Annotated in this window: 15 protein-coding genes; 12 read left to right on the forward strand and 3 right to left on the reverse strand. The window is 50.7% G+C overall.

What is annotated here, in order from left to right:
- The first annotated feature begins 146 nt into the window (after positions 1-146).
- The 7 genes from glmU to ACYZZ0_RS18975 all read left to right on the forward strand — a co-directional run bounded on the left by glmU (position 147) and on the right by ACYZZ0_RS18975 (position 10829).
- Entirely contained in the window at positions 147-1523 is a 1377-nt protein-coding gene (gene glmU, locus ACYZZ0_RS18945; protein WP_461538225.1) for a bifunctional UDP-N-acetylglucosamine diphosphorylase/glucosamine-1-phosphate N-acetyltransferase GlmU, read from the forward strand.
- A gap of 140 nt (positions 1524-1663) precedes the next feature.
- A complete protein-coding gene (gene glmS, locus ACYZZ0_RS18950; protein WP_461538226.1) occupies positions 1664-3496 on the forward strand; it encodes a glutamine--fructose-6-phosphate transaminase (isomerizing) in 1833 nt (610 codons plus the stop codon).
- 275 nt (positions 3497-3771) lie between these two features.
- Complete coding sequence (locus tag ACYZZ0_RS18955; protein WP_461538227.1) at positions 3772-4140, forward strand: hypothetical protein; 369 nt, start codon at positions 3772-3774, stop codon at positions 4138-4140.
- Positions 4141-4260: 120 nt separating this feature from the next.
- Positions 4261-5577, forward strand: coding sequence for a TolC family protein (locus tag ACYZZ0_RS18960; protein WP_461538228.1), 1317 nt, complete (start codon positions 4261-4263; stop codon positions 5575-5577).
- Positions 5577-7211 carry an efflux RND transporter periplasmic adaptor subunit gene (locus ACYZZ0_RS18965; protein WP_461538229.1) on the forward strand — a complete coding sequence of 545 codons (1635 nt, stop codon included), beginning with the start codon at positions 5577-5579 and terminating at the stop codon, positions 7209-7211. The genes ACYZZ0_RS18960 and ACYZZ0_RS18965 overlap by 1 nt, the downstream gene beginning before the upstream one ends.
- A gap of 12 nt (positions 7212-7223) precedes the next feature.
- Complete coding sequence (locus tag ACYZZ0_RS18970) at positions 7224-10346, forward strand: efflux RND transporter permease subunit (RefSeq protein ID WP_461538230.1); 3123 nt, start codon at positions 7224-7226, stop codon at positions 10344-10346.
- A 36-nt stretch (positions 10347-10382) separates the two neighbouring features.
- On the forward strand, positions 10383-10829 hold the full coding sequence (locus ACYZZ0_RS18975) for a DUF411 domain-containing protein (protein WP_461538231.1): 447 nt from the start codon (positions 10383-10385) through the stop codon (positions 10827-10829).
- A gap of 70 nt (positions 10830-10899) precedes the next feature.
- Here ACYZZ0_RS18975 and ACYZZ0_RS18980 read toward each other — a convergent pair whose 3' ends face one another.
- Both ACYZZ0_RS18980 and ACYZZ0_RS18985 read right to left on the reverse strand, forming a co-directional pair.
- Positions 10900-12282, reverse strand: coding sequence for an aminotransferase family protein (locus ACYZZ0_RS18980; RefSeq protein ID WP_461538232.1), 1383 nt, complete (start codon positions 12280-12282; stop codon positions 10900-10902).
- A gap of 243 nt (positions 12283-12525) precedes the next feature.
- Positions 12526-13554, reverse strand: coding sequence for a YeiH family protein (locus ACYZZ0_RS18985; RefSeq protein WP_461538233.1), 1029 nt, complete (start codon positions 13552-13554; stop codon positions 12526-12528).
- A 393-nt stretch (positions 13555-13947) separates the two neighbouring features.
- Here ACYZZ0_RS18985 and pdxR point away from each other — a divergent pair, with 393 nt between their 5' ends.
- The 5 genes from pdxR (at position 13948) to mmsA (ending at position 20584) form a co-directional block, all read left to right on the forward strand.
- A complete protein-coding gene (pdxR, locus tag ACYZZ0_RS18990; RefSeq protein ID WP_461538234.1) occupies positions 13948-15411 on the forward strand; it encodes a MocR-like pyridoxine biosynthesis transcription factor PdxR in 1464 nt (487 codons plus the stop codon).
- Positions 15412-15643: 232 nt separating this feature from the next.
- Entirely contained in the window at positions 15644-16663 is a 1020-nt protein-coding gene (dctP, locus tag ACYZZ0_RS18995; protein WP_461538235.1) for a TRAP transporter substrate-binding protein DctP, read from the forward strand.
- A gap of 128 nt (positions 16664-16791) precedes the next feature.
- Complete coding sequence (locus ACYZZ0_RS19000) at positions 16792-17502, forward strand: TRAP transporter small permease (protein ID WP_461538236.1); 711 nt, start codon at positions 16792-16794, stop codon at positions 17500-17502.
- 3 nt (positions 17503-17505) lie between these two features.
- A complete protein-coding gene (locus ACYZZ0_RS19005) occupies positions 17506-18816 on the forward strand; it encodes a TRAP transporter large permease (protein ID WP_461538237.1) in 1311 nt (436 codons plus the stop codon).
- A gap of 235 nt (positions 18817-19051) precedes the next feature.
- Positions 19052-20584, forward strand: coding sequence for a CoA-acylating methylmalonate-semialdehyde dehydrogenase (mmsA, locus tag ACYZZ0_RS19010; protein ID WP_461538238.1), 1533 nt, complete (start codon positions 19052-19054; stop codon positions 20582-20584).
- Positions 20585-20968: 384 nt separating this feature from the next.
- On the opposite strand, the gene ACYZZ0_RS19015 is transcribed toward mmsA, so the two are convergent.
- Positions 20969-21175 carry a cold-shock protein gene (locus tag ACYZZ0_RS19015; protein WP_461538321.1) on the reverse strand — a complete coding sequence of 69 codons (207 nt, stop codon included), beginning with the start codon at positions 21173-21175 and terminating at the stop codon, positions 20969-20971.
- Between the last annotated feature and the right edge of the window lie 306 nt (positions 21176-21481).

Here is a 21481-nt window from a genome sequence, read left to right on the forward strand (position 1 = left end):
CTCCCCTTCATCTTGATATCACCCCCTGCCCTCTTTCGCCAAACGTTGATAAACTGTTGTTACACTCTTAACCCCTACTGACCGTACCAACACCCCGGCATCCCCATAAGCCTTTCCGGGTCATCCAGGAAGAAGACACCAAAAATATGCGAGCAGATATCGTCATCCTTGCTGCCGGCCAGGGCAGCCGTATGAAGTCAAACCTTCCCAAAGTACTGCATCCCATTGCCGGCAAGCCAATGCTGGAGCACGTTATTCTCAGTGCCCAGCAAACTCAGAAAATGATTGGCAAGGGTGAAATTCATGTTGTCATCGGGCATGGCGCCCAGAAAGTAAAAGATGCTCTGGGGCATTATGACCTGAACTGGGTTGAACAGACCGAGCAACTGGGTACCGGGCATGCGGTTCAGCAGGCGGTACCGGGCTGTAAGGGGGCTGATGTTGTGCTGGTGCTCTACGGTGATGTTCCATTGATCAAGTCATCAACTCTGCAGTCACTGCTGGCAGCCAGCAACGGTGAGCGTCTCGGTCTCCTGACCATTAATCTGCCCAACCCTTCTGGTTATGGGCGGATTGTCCGTGATGGTTTTGGAAATGTGCAGGCCATTGTCGAAGATAAAGACTCAACGCCGGAACAACTGGCCATTAACGAAGTAAATACCGGCATTATGGCCATACCGGGCAAAAAACTCGAAGACTGGGTAATGCACCTGAGTAATGACAATGCTCAAAAAGAGTATTACCTCACCGATGTTGTTTCCAAAGCCGTTACTGAAGAAACACCTGTCGTTCACGTGCAGCCACAGCAGGCAACCGAAGTAGAAGGTGTCAACAGCCGTGTTCAGCTGACAGAGCTGGAACGAGCCTTCCAGCAACAACTGGCGACAGCACTGATGACCAGTGGCGTTACCATCATTGACCCCGCCAGAGTAGATATTCGGGGTGACATCAAAACCGGTAAAGACATCCTGCTGGATATCAACGTGATTCTTGAAGGTGATGTCGAGATTGCAGATAACGTTATCATCGAGCCGGGTTGTGTTATTCGTAACTCCAGAATCGGCGAAGGAGCAATCATCAAGGCTCACTCCATTCTGGAGAATGCTGACGTTGCAGCCAACTGTGAAGTTGGCCCGTTTGCTCGCCTGCGCCCGGGTGCTCAACTGGCCGAGAAAGCCCGTGTTGGCAACTTTGTTGAAATTAAAAAGTCTGTTATCGGAGCAGGCAGCAAGGTTAACCACCTAAGCTACGTCGGTGATGCTGAAGTCGGTTCCGGAGCCAATATTGGTGCAGGCGTCGTGACCTGCAACTATGACGGGGTCAACAAACACAAGACTTCAATTGATGATGGCGCCTTTATCGGTACCAATACCTCACTGGTTGCACCGGTTTCCATTGGCAAGAACGCAACCACCGGTGCTGGCTCTGTTATCACCAAAGATGTCGCCGATAACGAACTCGGTGTAGCCCGCGGCCGCCAGCGTAATGTTGATACCTGGAAGCGCCCGACCAAAGACGCCTGATTAAACAGCTGTAGCAGGCGAACGATTTGATTCATGTCCGGTAACCCGTAGAGGTTACCGGCTTTTTTATAATAAGAGGTTCAGACTGTCGCCGATAACAGGCAATAGTGATTGAGCCTCAGGACAGGAACTGAATAACTATGTGTGGCATTGTTGGAGCAGTAGCACAGCGCGATGTGGCCCCGATTCTGCTGGAAGGCCTGCGTCGTCTGGAATACCGCGGCTATGATTCAGCCGGTATGGCCGTTATCGATGACAATGGTCAAATGCTGCGTACCCGTCGTCTTGGCAAGGTTGCTGAGCTGGCTGAAGCACTTGATCAGGATTTTCTGCCGGGCGGCACCGGCATTGCCCATACCCGCTGGGCAACCCACGGAGAACCCAGCGAGCGCAACGCTCACCCTCATGTATCCAGTGATGATATTGCTGTGGTTCACAATGGCATTATCGAAAACCACGAAAGCCTGCGCGTTTTTCTGGAACAGGAAGGTTACACCTTCGAATCCGACACCGATACTGAAGTTATCGCGCACCTGGTTCACCACGAACTGAAGAAGACTGGCGATCTGCTGAAGGCCCTGCAACAAGCTGTTGGTCAGCTGGAAGGCGCTTACGGCACTGTTGTTATGGATCAGCGTGACCCTAGCCGTCTGGTTACTGCTCGCTCCGGCAGCCCGCTGGTAATTGGTCTGGGTATTGGTGAAAACTTTATCGGTTCCGACCAGCTGGCACTTTTCCCGGTAACCCGTCGATTTATGTTCCTGGAAGAAGGCGACTTTGCTGAAGTAACCCGCGACCACGTTCGTGTATTCAATTCAGCTGGTGAGCCGGTTGAACGTGAAGCACAGGACAGCAATGTAGAGCATGATGCCGGCGACAAGGGCCAGTATCGCCACTACATGATGAAAGAAATCCACGAGCAGTCCGATGCCATTTCCAGCACCCTGGAAGGCCGCCTGGTCAGTGATCACGTGAATCTGGATGCCATGGGCGCCGGAAGCGCGGAACTGCTGAAAGATGTTCGTGCAGTGCAGATTGTTGCCTGTGGTACCAGCTACCATGCCGGTATGGTTGCACGCTACTGGTTCGAAGAGCTGGCAGGTATTCCTTGCCGGGTCGAAATTGCCTCCGAGTTCCGCTACCGCAAATCCTTCGTGCCGCAGAACAGCCTGTTTATCACCCTGTCCCAGTCCGGTGAAACGGCTGACACTCTGGCAGCACTGCGTCTGGCCAAGGAACAGGGCTACATGGCCTCTCTCAGCATCTGTAACGTACCAGGCTCATCCATGGTACGTGAATCCGATATGGCCCTGATGACCCGTGCCGGTGCTGAAATCGGCGTGGCTTCTACCAAGGCATTTACTACTCAGCTGGCCGCCCTGCTGATGCTGGTTACCGCCATTGGTCGTCACAACAGCATGACCACTGAGCAGGAAAAAGAGGTTGTCAAAGCCCTGCGTGAACTGCCTCATGCCATTAACGATGTGCTGGCACTGAGCGACGATATCGAAACCATGGCTGAGGCCTTCTCCGAGAAGCATCACAGCCTGTTCCTGGGCCGCGGCAACCTGTACCCGATTGCGATGGAAGGTGCGCTGAAACTGAAGGAAATTTCCTACATTCACGCTGAAGCCTACGCTGCTGGCGAACTCAAGCACGGCCCGCTGGCACTGATCGACAACGATATGCCGGTTATCGTGGTTGCACCGAACAACGACCTGCTGGAAAAGCTGAAGTCCAATATGGAAGAAGTCCGCGCTCGTGGCGGTCAGCTGTATGTCTTTGCCGACAAGAATGCCGGTATGGAAAGTGGTGAAGGTGTCGAAGTTCTGCCGGTTCGCTCTATTCCTGACGTTGTCGCTCCGCTGTTCTACACCGTTCCACTGCAGTTACTGTCTTATCACGTTGCTGTGATCAAAGGCACCGATGTGGATCAGCCTCGAAATCTGGCCAAGTCTGTTACTGTCGAATAAGTCATTTGCACCGATTGCGACGCTAAAAACGGCAAAAAGCACAATATCTGGTCCATGGTTTTTATAAACCATGGACCAGATATTTTAACAATGATTCAACAACCTGGCTTGTCTGTACGAAAAGTCACCATTGACTTTTATTCGCCTAAAGTTTTTTATATCGGCAAATTTTCAATCAATCCTGATCCATGCTTGCGAAGCTGCGCTTAACTCACAGTCGTACAATCAGCACTGCCCTTCTGGCCGTGATGGTTCTCTCTGTGCTGCAGTTTTGTATGATGTCTGTTGCCTTTGGCAATATGACTATGCATGGTAGTTTCAGTCCTGCTGAACAGGCCATGACTGAACATCAAGGTATGTCCCATGACGGGATGGCCTTGAGCGGAATGATGCTCCATGACTGTTGCTCCGATCTGGGAAATATAGCCATGGATTCAGCCTGCACTGATTGTGAAGACAGTGACCCGGCACCACAAATCTCTGTACCTGACCAGCTCAAACCGCTTTTCTCGCTACTGTTCATCATTGTTCAGCAAACCCTGAATCTTGATCAGAAAGCCAGTAGTTGGGAAGAACATACCGAACCCGATGTACTGGCCTCCAAGCCCGAAATCTATCTGGCGAAAGCCTCCTTCCTCGAATAGCCGTTAGCGCAACTGAACAAAGAACTCACTTGTTGCGAATGAGTGGCTGACCTGTATCTGCATTGCGCAGAAAAATATCTACATATTGCACAGGCAGCAGCTCCTTAACGGAGATATTCCATGTTTTTCCCAAGTCGCCATCGTGCGGCCAAAGTGTGCAGTTCCCTGCTGCTGGCAGGGGCTGTGTCTATGGCACAGGCTGAAGCCCTCAGTCTGACAGCAGCCCTGGGCTTGAAAGAGGCCGAACAAATCGCCCTGAAACAGGATGCCGGTGTCCGGTCATTCCAGTATCAGGCGAAGGCTCTGAATGAGCAGGCTATCGCAGTATCCAGCTGGCAGGATCCGAAACTGTCCATAGGCACCATGAATCTGCCCGGTAATAATCCGGACCCGCTGAACAAAGGCATGATCGAGCTGAAGGTGGAGCAGATGCTGCCCAGAGGCAACAGCAACCAGCTGCAGCAACGAAAGACAGCATTACAGAGTGATCTCAGCGAAACTGCCGCCGACAATCGTCAGCTGCAAGTATTGCAGAATGTCAGGCTGGCCTGGCTGGATAGCTGGTATTGGCAGCAGGCACTGCAACAGCTGAAACAGGATCGCTACCTGTTTGAAAGCCTGGTTGATGTAACTGAATCGATGTACAGCCAGGGCCGCAAAAACCAGCAGGACCTCTATCAGGCAGAAGTTGCACTGACCCGGCTTGATGATCGCATTGTGTCGTTCACTACCCAGGGCCAGCAAAGCATCGCGCAGTTGCAGCGCTGGACTGGAGCCAGAATTGTTGATGCCCTGACGACAAAACTGCCGGATATTACTCCGGGCACTATCAACAGTATCTCTCTGCTACAGAACCACCCACAAGTCATCTCTGCAGAATTGAAAATTCAGCAGGCAGAGCAGGATATCGCACTGGCAAAGGAAAGCTACAAACCGCAGTTTGGTATTGAACTGAAATACGGTCGTGAGCAGATGAGTACCGGCATGGACAGCCGCAACAGATTCTCTGCCATGGTGATGATGGATCTGCCCCTGTTTACCGATAACCGTCAGGACCGGCAGCTTTCCGCCAGTCACTATCGTAAGGAAGCCGGTATTGCCCTGCGCGAGGATACCCTCCGCCAATTACAGGGACAGCTCGACACCGAACAGGCTCGCTACCAGGGTCTGATGGAGCGGGTTGCGCTTTATCGCAGTCAATTGCTACCTCAGGTACAGAACCAGGCTGAAGCAGCATTAAGCGCCTATCAATCTGATGCCAGCAGTTTCAGTGATGTTATTCAGGCTTACAAAGCCCGCCTGAATATGACTATCGAGTATATCCGCCTTCAGGCCGACAGCTGCCAGAGTGCAGCCCGCCTGCAATACCTGTTACCTGCCAACGATTTACCTGCCAACGATGATTTCCAGCCTGCCGAACAGGGAGAAGCACTGTAATGAATAAACTGACCTTAACCCTGATAGCTTCTGCTGTGGCTTTTTCTGCCGGATTCACCGTCCAGAATTTTGTGGGCAGTCATGATATGGCTTCAGGCAGTGATGCTGCCGGTGATAAGCCCCTGTACTGGGTCGCTCCCATGGATCCCAACTACCGCAGAGATAAACCTGGCAAGTCCCCTATGGGCATGGATCTGGTACCCGTTTACGAAGAAGCGACAGCGGCCAGTGACCCGGCAGGCACAATCACAATTTCTCCGGCGGTACGAAATAACCTTGGTGTACGTTCCGAAGCTGTCAGCAAGGGCATGTTGCAGCCGCAAATAAAGACTGTTGGTGTCATCGGTTACAACGAAGACACCATATTTCAAGTTAACAGCCGTGTCGAAGGCTGGATAGAAAACCTTGGAGTGTCGTCCAGTGGCGAGTTTGTCAAAGCCGGTACCCGACTGTTTGATCTCTATTCACCGGCATTGGTGAATGCGCAGGAAGAGCTGCTGTCAGCACTACGCTCCAACAGAACATCACTGATCAAGGCTTCAAGAAAACGACTGCAGTCTCTGGATGTGCCAGAGGAAGTCATTAACCGCATCATCAAGCGAGGACAGGTCGAGCGAACCCTGACATTTTATGCTCCCAAAGATGGCTTTGTTTCCCGACTGAATACCCGGGAAGGGGGCTATATCAACCCTTCCAAAGCGGTGATTGAACTGGCCAGTCTGGACTCTGTGTGGGTCGTCGCGGATGTCTTTGAAAGCCAGTCACAGCTGGTCAAACCCGGCCAGCAGGCCAGTATGACTGTGGATTATCTGCCGGGCCGCCACTGGCAGGGCGTAGTGGATTATGTCTATCCGGAACTGAACCCGAAAACCCGCAGCCTCAGGGTCAGACTGCGTTTCGATAACCCCGATGCTGAGCTCAAACCCAATATGTATTCCCGGGTTGCTGTGCAAACCGGAGTACTTGAGGCACTGAGCATCCCCTCTGAGGCTCTGATTCAAACCGGTACCCAGACCCGTGTGGTCAAGGACCTGGGTGAGGGCAAATTTCGTTCCGCGCTGGTACAGACAGGCCGTACAGTCGCAGACCGGGTGGAGATTCTGAGAGGGTTGGCAGAAGGTGACAAAGTAGTGACTTCTGCCCAGTTTCTGCTGGATTCCGAATCCAGCATCAGCGCCGATCTGAACCGTTATGAAGAGCCGGCCAGCAACAAGATATGGATAACCGGTGTCGTAGAAGATGTGATGGATGACAGTCTGTATATCACCCATGAGCCTGTGCCTGACTGGGAATGGCCAACCATGTCCATGTTCTTTGATCTTGGTGAGGGGCTGGATACTTCAGCCGTCAATTTAGGTACAGCTATTCACTTTGAGGTTGAAAAGAAAGACGGCGGTGGCTTTGAAATTGTTGCGATCAAAAAGGCAGATCAGTCTATGCCCGCCATGGATCACAGTCAGATGAACCATTCCGGTATGAGCCAGGACGCCATGCCGGCTATGGACCACAGCCAGATGAACCATTCCGGTATGACTCAGGACGCCATGCCAGCCATGGACCACAGTCAGATGAATCATTCCGGTATGAATCAGGACGCCATGCCAGACATGGATCACAGCAAGATGGGTCACTAAGGGAGACAAACCATGATCAAGGCGATTATTCGCGGATCACTGGGAAATCGTTTCCTGGTGATTCTGGCTGCACTGGCACTGCTGTTTGGCGGAGCCTGGATAACCCGTAACACGCCGGTTGATGCACTGCCTGACTTGTCTGATGTTCAGGTGATTATCAAAACCGAATACCCTGGTCAGGCACCCCAGCTGGTTGAAGACCAGGTAACCTATCCGCTGACGACAGCCATGATGGCAGTACCTGGCGCTGTGGATGTAAGGGGAGCCTCCATGTTTGGCTCATCCTATGTCTATATCCTGTTTGAAGACGGCACAGATATGTACTGGGCCCGCTCAAGGGTACTGGAGTATCTGAATCAAGTGCAGTCCAGTCTGCCCGCAGAAGCGAAAACAGCACTGGGGCCTGATGCGACAGGTGTCGGTTGGGTATTTAACTATGCACTGGTCGACAGAACCGGCCAGCATGATCTTTCCCAGCTGCGCAGCCTGCAGGACTGGTATCTCAAGTTCCAACTGCAATCGGTACCGGGTGTCAGTGAAGTGGCAACTGTCGGCGGAATGGTGCGCCAGTATCAAGTGGTCGCCGATCCTGACAAGCTCAGGGCTTACGGGATTCCCCTGCAAAAGCTGAAAAACGCTCTGCAGCAGGGCAACCGTGAGGCCGGTGCCTCTGCGATTGAGATGGCTGAGGCAGAATACATTGTCCGTGTTACCGGCTACCTGGAAAGCCTGGAAGATATACGACAAGTACCTTTGATGGTAACAGCGGAGGGTACACCACTCACGGTTGGTGATGTGGCAACTGTAAGAGCAGGCCCACAGATGCGCCGCGGGATCGCTGAATTGAACGGCGAAGGCGAAGTTGTTGGCGGCATTATTGTGATGCGGTTTGGCGAAAATGCCCAGAAGGTCATTGATGCTGTTAAAGCCAAACTGAGTGAGTTGGAGGCGGGTCTGCCAGAAGGGGTCGAACTCGTCACCACCTATGACCGCTCAAAACTGGTAAACAGCTCTATTGCCACCCTGACAGATACCCTGCTGATTCAATTGGGCATCGTCGTCGCAATCTGTGCCCTGTTCCTGCTCCATTTCCGTTCTTCGCTGGTCATTGTAATCAGCCTGCCGCTGGGTATTCTCGGTGCCTTTATGATCATGTACCTGCAGGGGCTGAACGCAAACATCATGTCCCTGGGTGGCATTGCAGTAGCCATCGGCTCGATGGTGGACGGTTCGATTGTGATGATCGAGAACTTCCACAAACATATGCAGCGGGTAAAGATTACGGCTGCTAACCGCTGGCAGATTGTCCAGCAGTCATCGCTGGAAGTCGGGCCACCTCTGTTCTTCTCCCTGCTGATTGAAGCTGTCAGTTTTATGCCGGTATTCAGCCTGCAGGCTCAGGAAGGACGGATGTTCTCGCCACTGGCATTCACCAAATCCTATGCCATGGCGGTTGCTGCCGGCTTGACCATTACGCTGGTACCCGTGCTGATCGGTTATCTGGTACGCGGAAAAGTGATGCCGGAGGAACGTAATCCGGTGAACAAGGCGCTGATGGCGGCCTATCGACCTTTTGTAAAACTGGCACTGGACTGGCCCAAAACCCTGGTGGCCGGAGCCATAGTGCTGATGGTTGTCGGCTTTATGCCCGCCTCCAAGCTGGGCAGCGAATTTATGCCGCCGCTGGATGAGGGCGACCTGATGTATATGCCGACAACCTATGCCGGCATATCTGTGGGTAAGGCCAGAGAGCTACTGCAACAAACCGACCGGCTGATTAAAACCGTTCCCGAGGTGGAATCTGTCTTCGGCAAAGTGGGACGGGGGGAAACAGCAACTGACCCGTCGCCACTGACCATGATTGAAACCGTTGTTCAGCTGAAACCTCGCGATGAGTGGCGTGAAGGTATGACACCGGAATCACTGAAGGCTGAACTGGAAACGCTGGTAAAACTACCGGGCGTCAGCAACGCCTGGGTCATGCCAATCCGTACCCGTATCGATATGCTGTCTACTGGTATTAAAACCCCGGTAGGTATTCAGGTTACCGGATCAGATCTCAAGGTGATTGAAGACGTTGGTCGTAAGCTGGAAAAAATTCTGCAACCGGTACCCGGTACACTTTCCGTATATGCAGAACGTGTCGTTGGCGGACGCTATATCAAGGTCGATATTGACCGGGTTCGTGCGGCCCGTTTTGGCCTGAATATCAATGATATTCAGCAGGTAGCATCTTCAGCTATCGGCGGTATGAATGTTACCAGCACAGTGGAAGGACTCGAGCGTTATCCGGTTAACCTGAGATATCCACAAAGCTATCGCAACTCGGTGGATGCACTGAAAACCCTACCGGTTGTGACACCTGCCGGGCAGAGCATCGCTCTGGGTGATGTTGCCACTATCTATATTGAAGATGGTCCAGGTGCGATCCGTTCTGAAAATGCCCGCCCTGCTGGCCGGGTTCTGGTGGATATCGAGGGGCGGGATCTGGGTTCCTATGTACGGGAAGCCCAGGCCGTTGTTGCAGAGCAACTTCAGCTTCCGGCCGGTTACGCGCTGGACTGGACCGGGCAGTATGAATATATGGAACGTGCCAACGAACGGCTTTCCATCATTATTCCGGTGACCCTGTTCTTTATCACCGTTGTCCTGTTCCTGACTTTCCGCAGTGCCTTTGAGGTGGTCACTATCCTCGGCACACTGCCCTTTGCCCTGATTGGTGGTATCTGGCTGATGTATCTGCAGGGATACAACTTCTCTGTTGCCGTAGGCGTCGGTTTTATTGCACTGGCGGGGGTAACGGTCGGCAATGCCATCATGATGCTTGTCTATCTGAACCAGTCATTGGGCGAGCGCCGTTTGCTTGCAGATGAACAGGCAAGAAAAATCACACTGACAGATATTCGTGAAGCCGTGATGAATGGTGCAGTTTTAAGACTGCGCCCGATCATGATGACCGTTTGCACCATTCTGTTTGGCCTGATTCCGGTGATGATGAATAACGGCACCGGTGCTGAGGTCATGCAACGAATTGCCGGCCCCATGATCGGCGGGATTACCAGTTCCCTGATTGTCACACTGGTGCTGGTGCCTGCCATTTATTACCTGTGGCACAGCAAGAAGCTGGCTGACTGATAACAAACTGAACCAACGAAAAAATGGAGTGAAACCATGAAAAAACTGCGCGCACTGGCGCTGGGGGCATCGCTGATTCTGACGTCAGTGAACAGCTTTGCTGAAAAGCTGCCCATGGTCATGTTGTTTAAATCGCCCACCTGCGGTTGCTGTGCCGAATGGGCGAAACATATGGAAGACAATGGCTTCAAAGTCATGAACCATGACGTTCAGAATGTCAGCCGTTACAAGCAAAAGGCCGGTGTTCCTGCCGAACTGCAATCCTGTCATACCGCCATGATTGGTGATTACGCTATCGAAGGCCATGTGCCTGCAGCCGATATTATCCGCTTATTGCAGGAACAGCCTGAAGGTGTGAAAGGACTGGCGGTACCAGGTATGCCGGTGGGTTCACCGGGCATGGAATATGGTAATCGAAAGGATGACTACAATGTCGTCAGTTTTGGTCAGAATGGCCAAACGAGAGTTTATGCCAGACACTGATTGAGTTTATGCCGGCTCCTGCCATCTTGATGTCAGGAGCCTTGGCATTTACAAATTCCCGGACAACAAATCAGGTCAGATCACTCAGTGCATTATCCAGAGCCTGAACAATAGCATCGATATCATTACGGGTCGCAATCAGTGGCGGGCTGAGACAAATGTTGTTATTCAGCGTTGCAAAAGAACGATTGGTACGACCAACAATCACGCCATTCGCCATACAGTGAGCAGCTATCGCTGCCGGCAGTGTTTCATCCACAGGCTCCTTGGTATTGCGATCTTTTACCAGCTCAAAGCCTGCAAATAATCCCTTACCCCGAACATCACCAATGACATCATACTTTTCCATCAACTGATTCAGGCAGCCACGCAGATACTCACCCTGATGGGTGACATTTTCCAGCAGTGCTTCATCTTCAATAATCTGCATGTTTACCAGCGCTGCGGTCGGTCCGGCAGTGCAGCCACCAAAAGTGGAAATATCACGGAAATAGCCAAGCCTTGGATCCGAATCATCCTTGAAGGCTTCAAAGACCTCTTCGGTGGTAACCGTGCAAGAGATCGCCGCATACCCGGATGCCACGCCTTTCGCCATGGTGACAATATCCGGCTGAATACCGTAGTGCTGATAACCAAACCATTTTCCGGTTCGACCCAGTCCGCAAACCACCTCATCGATGTGCAGCAGAACATCGTATTGCTTGCAGATTTCCTGTACTCGAGGCCAGTAACCTTCAGGAGCTTCAATAATGCCGCCACCCGCGGTTATTGGCTCCAGACACAGCGCGCCGACAGTATCCGGCCCTTCTTCCAGAATGACTTTTTCAATCTGGTTTGCAGCCCAGACACCATAGTTTTCCAGATCAGCACCTTCCTGGGCACGATACTCACAGCAATGAGGCACTGCCACGAAATCAGGCACAAATGGACCGTACTGTGTTCGCCGCTCTTCCTGACCGGAGGCACTTAAGGTTGCAATGGTCGTCCCGTGGTAATCACGCTCACGATACAGAATCTTGGTTTTCTTGCCGCCGAATTTCTTATGAGCGATCTGCCGTACAATCTTGAACGCTTTCTCATTCGCTTCCGATCCGGAGTTGGAATAATAAACACGACTCATACCCGGCATCTTTTCAATCAGCTTTTGAGCAAACTTTGCCGCGGGTATATTGCCTGCACTTTGAGCGAAGTAATTCATGGTAACCAGCTGATCCCGCACAGCATCAGCAATTTCGGTACGACCATAACCAACGTTTACAGTCCATACAGCCCCGGATACAGCATCCAGATATTCGTTACCCTTGGCATCCCAGACTCGCACGCCCTCACCTTTAACGATCATCATGGGATCATTTTCTTCAAAGGGCTTATGGTTAACCAGGTGATGCCACACATGGTTACGGTCCATTTCACCTACTGCAGCACTATTGTTTTTATTAGTTGTGTTGCTCATAAAAACCCGATTCAGTCATTCAATATTCAAGAAACACCAGCCCCTGATGGCTCAATATTTCCCTTATGACCGACAGTTAATCACCGGAGCGATCTTTCTCTTAGACCCAGACCGAGCCATCTTTTGATACCATGCGTTCGGCCTAGTAAACCCAATGCTTTTCAGAGTTATCCACAAGAATTTCAGTACAAAAAAAGCCGATAGAACTATCTATCGGCCGCGGTCATCGCCTGAATCAACAGATCATCGGGCAATAAAAAGCCAGACGACAACCAGAACCGCCAGGAACAGGGTTTCTGATACCAATAACAGAACCGGCTTCCAGCCCATGCAGGACAGTTCTTTAAAGGATGCTTTCATCCCCAGTCCCACCATAGCGACAATCAGGCACCAGCGTGACAGGCTGACCATCCCCTCAAGCATATCTTCAGGAATGAAGCCGGAGCTGTTGATACCGACTACCAGGATAAAGGCAACCAGAAACAGGGGAAGCGGCAGGCCCGGGCTCCCGGACTGGACTTGCTGCTTACGGGAAAAAATCAGCGTGATGACGATAACAACCGGTACCAGAGAAGCGACACGCAAGAGTTTGGTGAACGTCGCCACATCACCCGTGCCATCGGAAATCATATAGCCGGCACCTACAACCTGGGCGACATCATGAATCGTTGCTCCCAGGAAAATACCACTCTCGATTTCATTCAGACCAAGTCCTGTGACCACCAGTGGATAGATGATCATCGCCACAGTGCTCAGCGCAGTTACACCAATCACAGTAAAAATCAGGTTGCGCTCAGAGTCTTTATCTTCTGGCAATACAGCAGAAACAGCTAACGCTGCCGATGCGCCGCATATTCCTACGGAAGCGCCCGATAGTACGCTCTGGGAACGACTTAACCCCAGCCGTTGACCGCAGAACACACCGAAGAGAATCACCGAGGGTACTGAAACCAGAACAATCGCTATGGGTGTGATACCCAGCCCGAGTAACTGCTCAAAAGTAATCCGGGCTCCCAGCAGGGCAATGCCTGCACGAAGCACTGTTTTGGCTGAAAACTGAATACCGGCCATACAGCGGCCTTCCTGTGACAGATAGTTGAGAGACATCCCCATCAGCAAGGCATAAAGAATGGTCGGGCCGCCGTAGTGGTCAGAGACAAATTTGGCTGCCATCCCCACCACCAGACAGAGCAGAAAGCCGGGCACAATTTCAGACAGTGAACTTCTGATATTGGCGGGAAAGAATGTCAGCTCTTTTGCACTATTGGCCATACCTGTATCCATAATCATCCCGGAAGCCGGGATATCTGCCTCTTACTCTGCAGCAATATACCGTGCAGACAGAGCAGCCCGTTGGATACAAAAAGGATATAAGTTTAGAGCCAGATGGACTAAGTGAAAGACTGTCAGGGTTCCTCAGCACAAGAAACACGACAGACAAACAACAATTTCGGTAATTCCGGAAGGTCATATACAGGCGATTGGCACCAGAACAATCTGGTACTATCTGGCACCAAGCTGTGGTACTAACGCTTTTTTTCTGTCGCCTTTAGTTTCTATAGGCGTAAGTCTGCTGCCAAACAATAAAAATAATATTTCGCTCCCTCCCGGTTTTGTAAACAGAACCCAACACATAAGGATGGAAACGAAGAATGGTCTCATATCATGCTAAATCACCTGTTCCACCTTTCTCCGGAAAGCAGTTCCAGTCTGCAGCAGCAGATCAGGGGACAAATCAGTAAAGCCATTATCGATGGCCATATCCCGCCAAATCTGCCGCTTCCTTCTACCCGTAAAATGGCAGATGTGCTGGGGGTATCGCGCAACACGGTCATTCTTGCCTATGAACATCTGGCCAATGACGGTTATCTGGTATCCCGCGAGCGGGCAGGTTTTTTCGTCAATAACGAGATACTGAAAAGCCGGGTTAAGGATGAGGATCAGACCAGAGCCGTCGAAGGCATTCACCCTGACTGGGATAACCGCCTTAAAATGCGACCCAGTAAACGTAAATTGAACAAGGTGAACCGCTGGCAGGACTATCCCTACCCCTTCATCTATGGTCAGCTGGATCCCAAAATGTTTCCGGCCAATAACTGGCGTGAATGCTGTAAAGAGTCGGTATCTGTTCAGGCAATCCGTGAGTGGTCGGACGATCGCTACGATGATGATGATGCTCTGCTGGTAGAGCAAATACGTTCCCGCTTATTGCCCCGACGTGGCGTCTGGGCTGATCCGGAAGAGATTCTGATTACCGTTGGCGCACAACATTCGCTCTATATGATCCTGCGGCTTCTACTCAACCGCGATACTTGCTTTGGTCTGGAAGAACCGGGATATCCCGATCTGCTGCATATGGCGGACTGCACAGGCAGCCGGGTAAAAAGTCTGGAGATCGATAGCGATGGTCTGGTCACAGGTGATCAGTTAAGCGACTGCGACCTGATATTCACAACGCCAAGTCATCAGTTTCCAACCACAGTAACTATGCCAATAGACCGTCGTCAGGCCCTGCTGGAACAAGCATCCCGCGATGACTTTCTGATTATCGAAGACGACTACGAGTGTGAAACCACTTTTGCCAAAAATCCGACTCCGGCACTGAAAAGTCTGGATAAGAGTGACAGGGTCATCTATATCGGCAGCCTCTCCAAAATCCTTTCTCCCGGACTGCGTATCGGTTACATGGTAGGCCCGAAAGAACTGATCCGGGAGATACGCGAATATCGCCGAATGATGCTGCGCCACCCGCCCATGAACAACCAGCGAGCAGTGGGGCGGTTTCTCGCCCGGGGTTACCACGACTCACTTGTTCGCAACCTGGTAAAGGTCTACGAAGAGCGCTGGAAAGCTGTACATGAGGCGCTGCAGGTCTGCCTGCCCGAATCTGCTACCCCTCCTGTTTTTGGGGGTTCTGCTTATTGGGTCAAAGGTCCGGAGAATCTTGATGCCAGAGAACTGAAACGCCTCGCGCTGGAACAAGGTGTGGTGATTGAATCCGGGGACATTTACTTTCAGAAGTCAGCGCCTCCGCTCAATTTCTTTCGCCTTGGCTACTCATCGATTGAAACGACACGGATTCTCCCGGGTATTAACCGCCTGAGCAATATCATCAAGCAATTAACCTGATGATCCACCTAGCGATTCACCTAAGGAGATAGTCTGGAACCATATTTATGGTCGGGGTTGGGTCTACTCCGTCGTGTAGCCGAAAACTAGTATAAAAAACAAAAAAATACAGACATCAAAAAATGATCTGTTTTTTCTGACCAAAGTCAGAGACTCCACCAGGCACACACACAGGTTCGGCATACGCACCAAAGCCTGCGCCAAAACAATAAAAATAATAATAGAGGTCACTATGACAATAAAAACCAGCGTAAAGTCCTTGCTCTCAACTTGCGTGCTGGCTGCATCATTAACGATTCCCACCATCCAGTCAGCTTCAGCTGCTGAAGAGCTGATGCTGGGCCATGCTTACCCTTCGGATCATATCTTCCACCTGACATCCACCACCTTTATGGAAGAGCTGGAAAAGAACGGGGCTGATATCGAGGTCGACTATCATCCCGGCGGCTCTCTGGGGGACTGGGCTTCCATATTTGAACAAAGCATGGAAGGTGTCGTTCCCATGACCATGAGCTTCGGCGCTTCTGAATATGACCCCCGACTGGACCTGTCCTGGTTGAGTTATGTGGTCGATGACTGGAAGGAAGCCCGGGAAGTTTACGGCCCGAACGGCAAAATGACCGATATCTATAACAAGATCCTGAATGATCTGGATCTGGTGGTACTGGGGGTTATTCCAACCGGCTTTGGTTCCATCGCCATGCGTAAGGGGCAGGAAACTGTACCCACCAGCTTCCCGGGCGACGCCAAGGGCATCAAGATTCGAGTCCCCCCCATTCCGATTGGTATCGAGCGCTTCAAAAACTTCGGATTTACCCCGGTTCCAATGCCTTTCTCCGAGCTCTATACCGCTCTGCAGCTGGGCACCATTGACGCCAGAGCGACAGCACCCTCTGTTGAAATCTGGCAGATGCGTGACGTGATCGAATCCTACATCCTCACCAAGGATTACTTCGAGCATGCTTTCTGGGTTGTTAACAAATCCTGGCTGGACGAACTGTCCGAAGAAGAGCGCAGCAAGCTGCTGACAGCATCCAACGCAACCATGGCCAAAATCTGGGATGAAGCCCAGGCCATTGATGAAGGTTTCCTGAAAAAGATCCGGGATTCAGGTATCAATGTGGTTGAGTTGAGCAGTGCTGATATGGCCAAGGCAAAAGCAACCCTTTATGCCGAAGAATGGCCATTTATGGAGAAATCAGTAGGGCCGGAAATCATGGCCCGGATGCGCGAAATTGCTGACATCAACTGATTGAACCAACGCCGTGATCCCGTCGGGCTTACAACTACCCGACAGGGTTTCGGTGCTTCGGTATCACTCAAGGCCGTACATTGGCTGAGAGTGATACCTTCCGGATATTTATAATTAGAATCAGCGTCATGCACATTGATCAGCACTCTCCTGTAAAACCGGTGGGCGAAACCAGGATCTATGATTACGATCCTGATCTCAGCTCGCATCCCATTCCACCTCATCTTCATGCCATTCCGGATCAGCCTGAAAACAAACTTGATGGTTATCTGATTCGTTTTGAACAACTACTCAACAAACTCTTTCGCCACCTGATGTTACTGACCTGCCTCGGTCTGGCTGCCCTGATGTTCTCTCAGGTGGTTATGCGATATGTGCTGGAATCACCTTTTACCGGCATTGAAGAGGTGTCTATTTTACTGGCCGTTTGGGTGTACTTTCTGGGCATGGGTTATGCCACACGGGAACGTGAGCATATCCATGGCGGTATTGTCAGTTTGGTTGTCAAGGATGAACGGAAAGTGGCGTTTATCCGTTTTGGCGGATCCATCATCTGCATGATAGCCGCCTGTATTTTTGGCTATTTCGCCTGTAAATACGCTCTTAAAGAAATAGACCGGGGTCGTGTCAGTATTAACATGCGCTGGCCCCGTGGTCTCTGGAGCGCCAGCATGATCGTCGGCTTTGGAATGATGGTTGGCTACTTTCTGCTGGAAACCATTAATGAATACCGGGGCCTGCGCAAAACAGCTCACCGAAAAAATCCGGAATCATCACTGGACCCGCAACAGCCAGAGCAGGATCAGTCCGTTCATCAATATCAAAAGCAGGAGGCTTGAGTTATGACGTTGTTTTTACTCTCGATGCTGATTGTTGTCGTGCTGATTCTGATTGAAATCCCGGTGGCCTTTGCCTTTGGTATTGGCGCGCTCACATTTGCTTTTACCACCGGGAATAATATCTCGTTCCTGATTCCTCACGGTTTTAAAACCGCCAGTGGTTTTGCTTTGCTGGCTCTTCCCCTGTTTATTTTTGCCGGACTTTTGATGGCACAAGGCGGCATATCTGAACGGTTGCTGAACTTTGTGAATTCCATTGTCGGCAGAATTAAAGGGGGGCTGGGAGCCGTAACCGTGCTGACCTGTGCGCTGTTTGGTGCCATTTCCGGCAGTTCTTCTGCGGCTATTGCTGCAGTCGGTCAGATCATGATTCCACGCATGGTGCGTGAAGGTTACCCGGAAGGGCATGCAACGGCTCTTGTGGCCTGCTCCTCGGTACTGGCACTGCTTATTCCTCCCAGTATTCCGATGATTGTATTTTCAATCACGGCCGGTATCTCTGTGGGCGCAGCATTTCTGTCCACAATTATTCCGGGCATCATGCTGACCATTATCTATTGCCTGCTGAATATCTGGTTTCTGCGCAATGATACCCAGATCAAGGTTGCACCACCGCTGCCTTTTAAACAGGCGGCAAAGAATGTGGTTCACAGTGGCTATAACGCCGCTTTTGCCCTGTTAATGCCGTTGATCATTCTGGGCGCAATTTACAGCGGTATTGCAACACCGACCGAAGCGGCTGCAATTGCTGTGGTCTATGCAATTCCGGTGGGAATGTTTATCTACAAGGGTCTGACCCTGAAAAGCCTGGGGGCTGTAACCGTACGAGCAGTCACAATGACCGGCTCCATTATGGCAGTCCTGTTTTTCCTGTTTATCATGAGCCGCGCCATGATTCTGGAACAGGTGCCACGCGATCTGGCTAATGCAATGCTGCAGATCTCCGAGAACAAATACGTTCTGCTGTTGTTGATCAACCTGTTATTACTGTTGATAGGCATGATCGTCGATGATATTTCCGGCAGCGTGCTGGCGGCTATCATTTTCCTGCCGGTGATTACTGAACTGGGCATTGACCCCATTCATTTTGCTGCGGTTGTAGGAGTAAATCTGGGCCTCGGCAATGTCTCGCCGCCATGCGCCCCCATGCTCTATATGGCTGGCGGGATAGGAAAGTTGTCACTGGATCGCTATATCGGTCCGACACTGAAATTCCTCTGTCTTGGGCACTTACCCATGGTGTTCCTGGTCACTTTCGTCCCTGAAATATCCCTGTTTTTACCCAAGTTGCTTATGGGCTACGCCGGCACCTGAGATAAAAAACAGACAGACATACTCAGCTCTCCCTGCACGGTAATCCCTCTTGTTAACCGTGATCTTTTGCCCCTGTAAACAGGGGCTTTTTTGTTCCTGCCTGAAAGAACCACCTGGAACTACAACCTGGAGCTACAAACAGCATAACGGTGGTTCTACGGATACGGTCTGCAGCGAATTAAGATGAGCACCATAAACGACAAAGTTGAACAGTCCGACAGACGGGAATCAATAAATGACCACTTCATATATCAAAATAAAAAACCATATCAATGGGCAGTGGCTTGATGAAACCAACGGGCAGTATGAACCCCTGAAAAACCCGTCCACCGGAGCCGTCATCGGTGAGGTTCCACTGTCATCAGTAGAAACTTCCCGTGCAGCCGTTGCTGCAGCAGCCGAAGCTTTCCCCGCCTGGAGCGCTACTCCGTTACCGAAGCGGATGGATTACATTTTCAGAATGCAGCAGGCGATGAAAGATAATCTGGAAATGCTGGCAGAATCCATCGCTCTCGACCAAGCCAAGCATATTGCTGAAGCCCGGGGCGAAGTGGGCCGTGTTATTGAAATCCTGCAAATGGCCTGCACCATCCCTGCTCTGGTTCAGGGTGAAACCGTGCAGGGTATTGCCAATAACATCAATGGCCGACTGATCAAGGCTCCACTGGGTGTATTCTGCGGTGTTGCACCGTTCAACTTCCCGGCTCTGGTATTCGGCTGGTTTATTCCGTTTGCCATTGGCACCGGCAACACCTTTGTCTACAAGCCGTCCACTGAATCCCCCCTGTTTATGCAGAAGATGATGCAGCTGCTGATGGACATTGGTTTGCCTGAAGGTGTCGTCAATATTGTTCACGGTAACCGTGAGACCGTTGAAGCCTGGTACGATGATGAAAATGTCGCCGGTGTTTGTCTGGTCGGTTCAACCCCAACGGCTAAAGCGATTGCCGAAGGCTGTGGCCGCACCGGCAAGAAGACCATGCTGCTGGGCGGCGCCAAAAACTTCCTGGTTGCGATGGAAGATGCACCGATGGACCTGCTGATCGAGAACATTCTGATGTCAGGCTATGGCTCTGCAGGTCAGCGTTGTCTGGCGGTTTCCAATATCGCCGTCGTACCTGAAATCTATGATGAATTTGTTGAACGGCTTCTGGAAGCCTCCAAAGACGTGACCATCGGCGATGCCATGAACCCGGAAGTGTTTATGGGGCCGGTGATCTCTTCCAAGGCCAAAGCCCGGATCGAGAACTACATCAACATCGGTCAGCAAGAAGGCGCCACACTAGCGCTGGACGGCCGCAATCCCAATGTTGCAGATAAAAACAAAGATGGTTACTTCATCGGTCCAACCGTTTTTACCGATGTGACCCCCTGCATGCAGATCGCCCGTGAAGAGATCTTTGGCCCGGTTCTGAGTGTTATGAAGGTGGGCTGTATTGATGGCGCACTGAGAATGATCAGAAATCACGAGATGGGTAACGGCGCAGTAATTTTCACCCAGAACAGTTACTACACCGAGAAGTTTATCAACGAAGCGGATGTCGGCATGGTGGGTGTAAACGTGGGCATCTGTGCCCCTCATCCCTACCTGCCATTTGGTGGTATCAAAGGTTCTCTGGTTGGCAACAACAAGGTTCAGGGTAAGGATGCGGTCGACTTTTTCACCCAGAACAAGGTAGCCACCGTTCGAACCGTTGACCCGAAAGCAGGCAACGCTGCACCGGCTAGCAGTGCGGACTCTGGTGTACGCAGCTGTGTCGCCAGCTAATACCGGGCACATATTTTAACCAGGTCATTTACACAATCTAATCTGAGAACAAATAACATAACGTCAGTTCGAATTCTGGATCATGCTCCCATAGGTAACTGATTCAGAGTTCGAACTAGCGTTTTAGCTAAAAGCTCTTTTATATTTGACATAAAAAGCAATAAAAAAATAGTTTCAAGCAACAGACAAGAGAAACAAATTGTTTCTTCAGGTACGAATAGCTGAATCATGGGGAGCAAGCCATTCGATAGAACTCACACACAATGATTTTCAAAAACAGGTAATACTCACTAAAAAATTTCCAAAAAAAAAGCAGCATCTTTGAAAGACGCTGCTTTTTTTGCGAAGTAGCAGACTACATTTTTTTAAATGTAGTTACTCTACTTACAAAGGACGGATATCTTCAGCCTGAGGGCCTTTCTGTCCTTGAGTTACTTTAAACTCGACCTGCTGGCCTTCGCTCAGGGTCTTAAAACCATCACCGACAATCTGTCGGAAATGTGCAAAAACATCTGGGCCATTGCTCTGAGCAATGAAACCAAAACCTTTTTCTTCGTTGAACCACTTAACGGTGCCGGTAGTAGTAGACATAATCATATCCATTATCTAAGAATTAAACTTGCCTTGAAATAAGGCGATGGAGCTAGAAGTATTGTTATTACTTATGGAGAATATGACGAGCTACTACACTCAGAACACTCAATCTATGCATAAAAATAAAAACTAACCTTTAACTTGCTGCGAAGTGTATATCTCTTTCTTCCAAATAGCTACAAAGGATTTAATTATATTTTTTGAATATGTATAGAGTGTAAGTATGACGTGATTAACAAATAGCATTCATAAAAATGTGCGAGCAAATTTAATGATTGATTATTTTACAATAAGCTAATCAGG

It is taken from the genome of Spongorhabdus nitratireducens (genome assembly GCA_947387575.1).
Taxonomy (GTDB): Bacteria; Pseudomonadota; Gammaproteobacteria; order Pseudomonadales; family Endozoicomonadaceae; genus CANDOC01.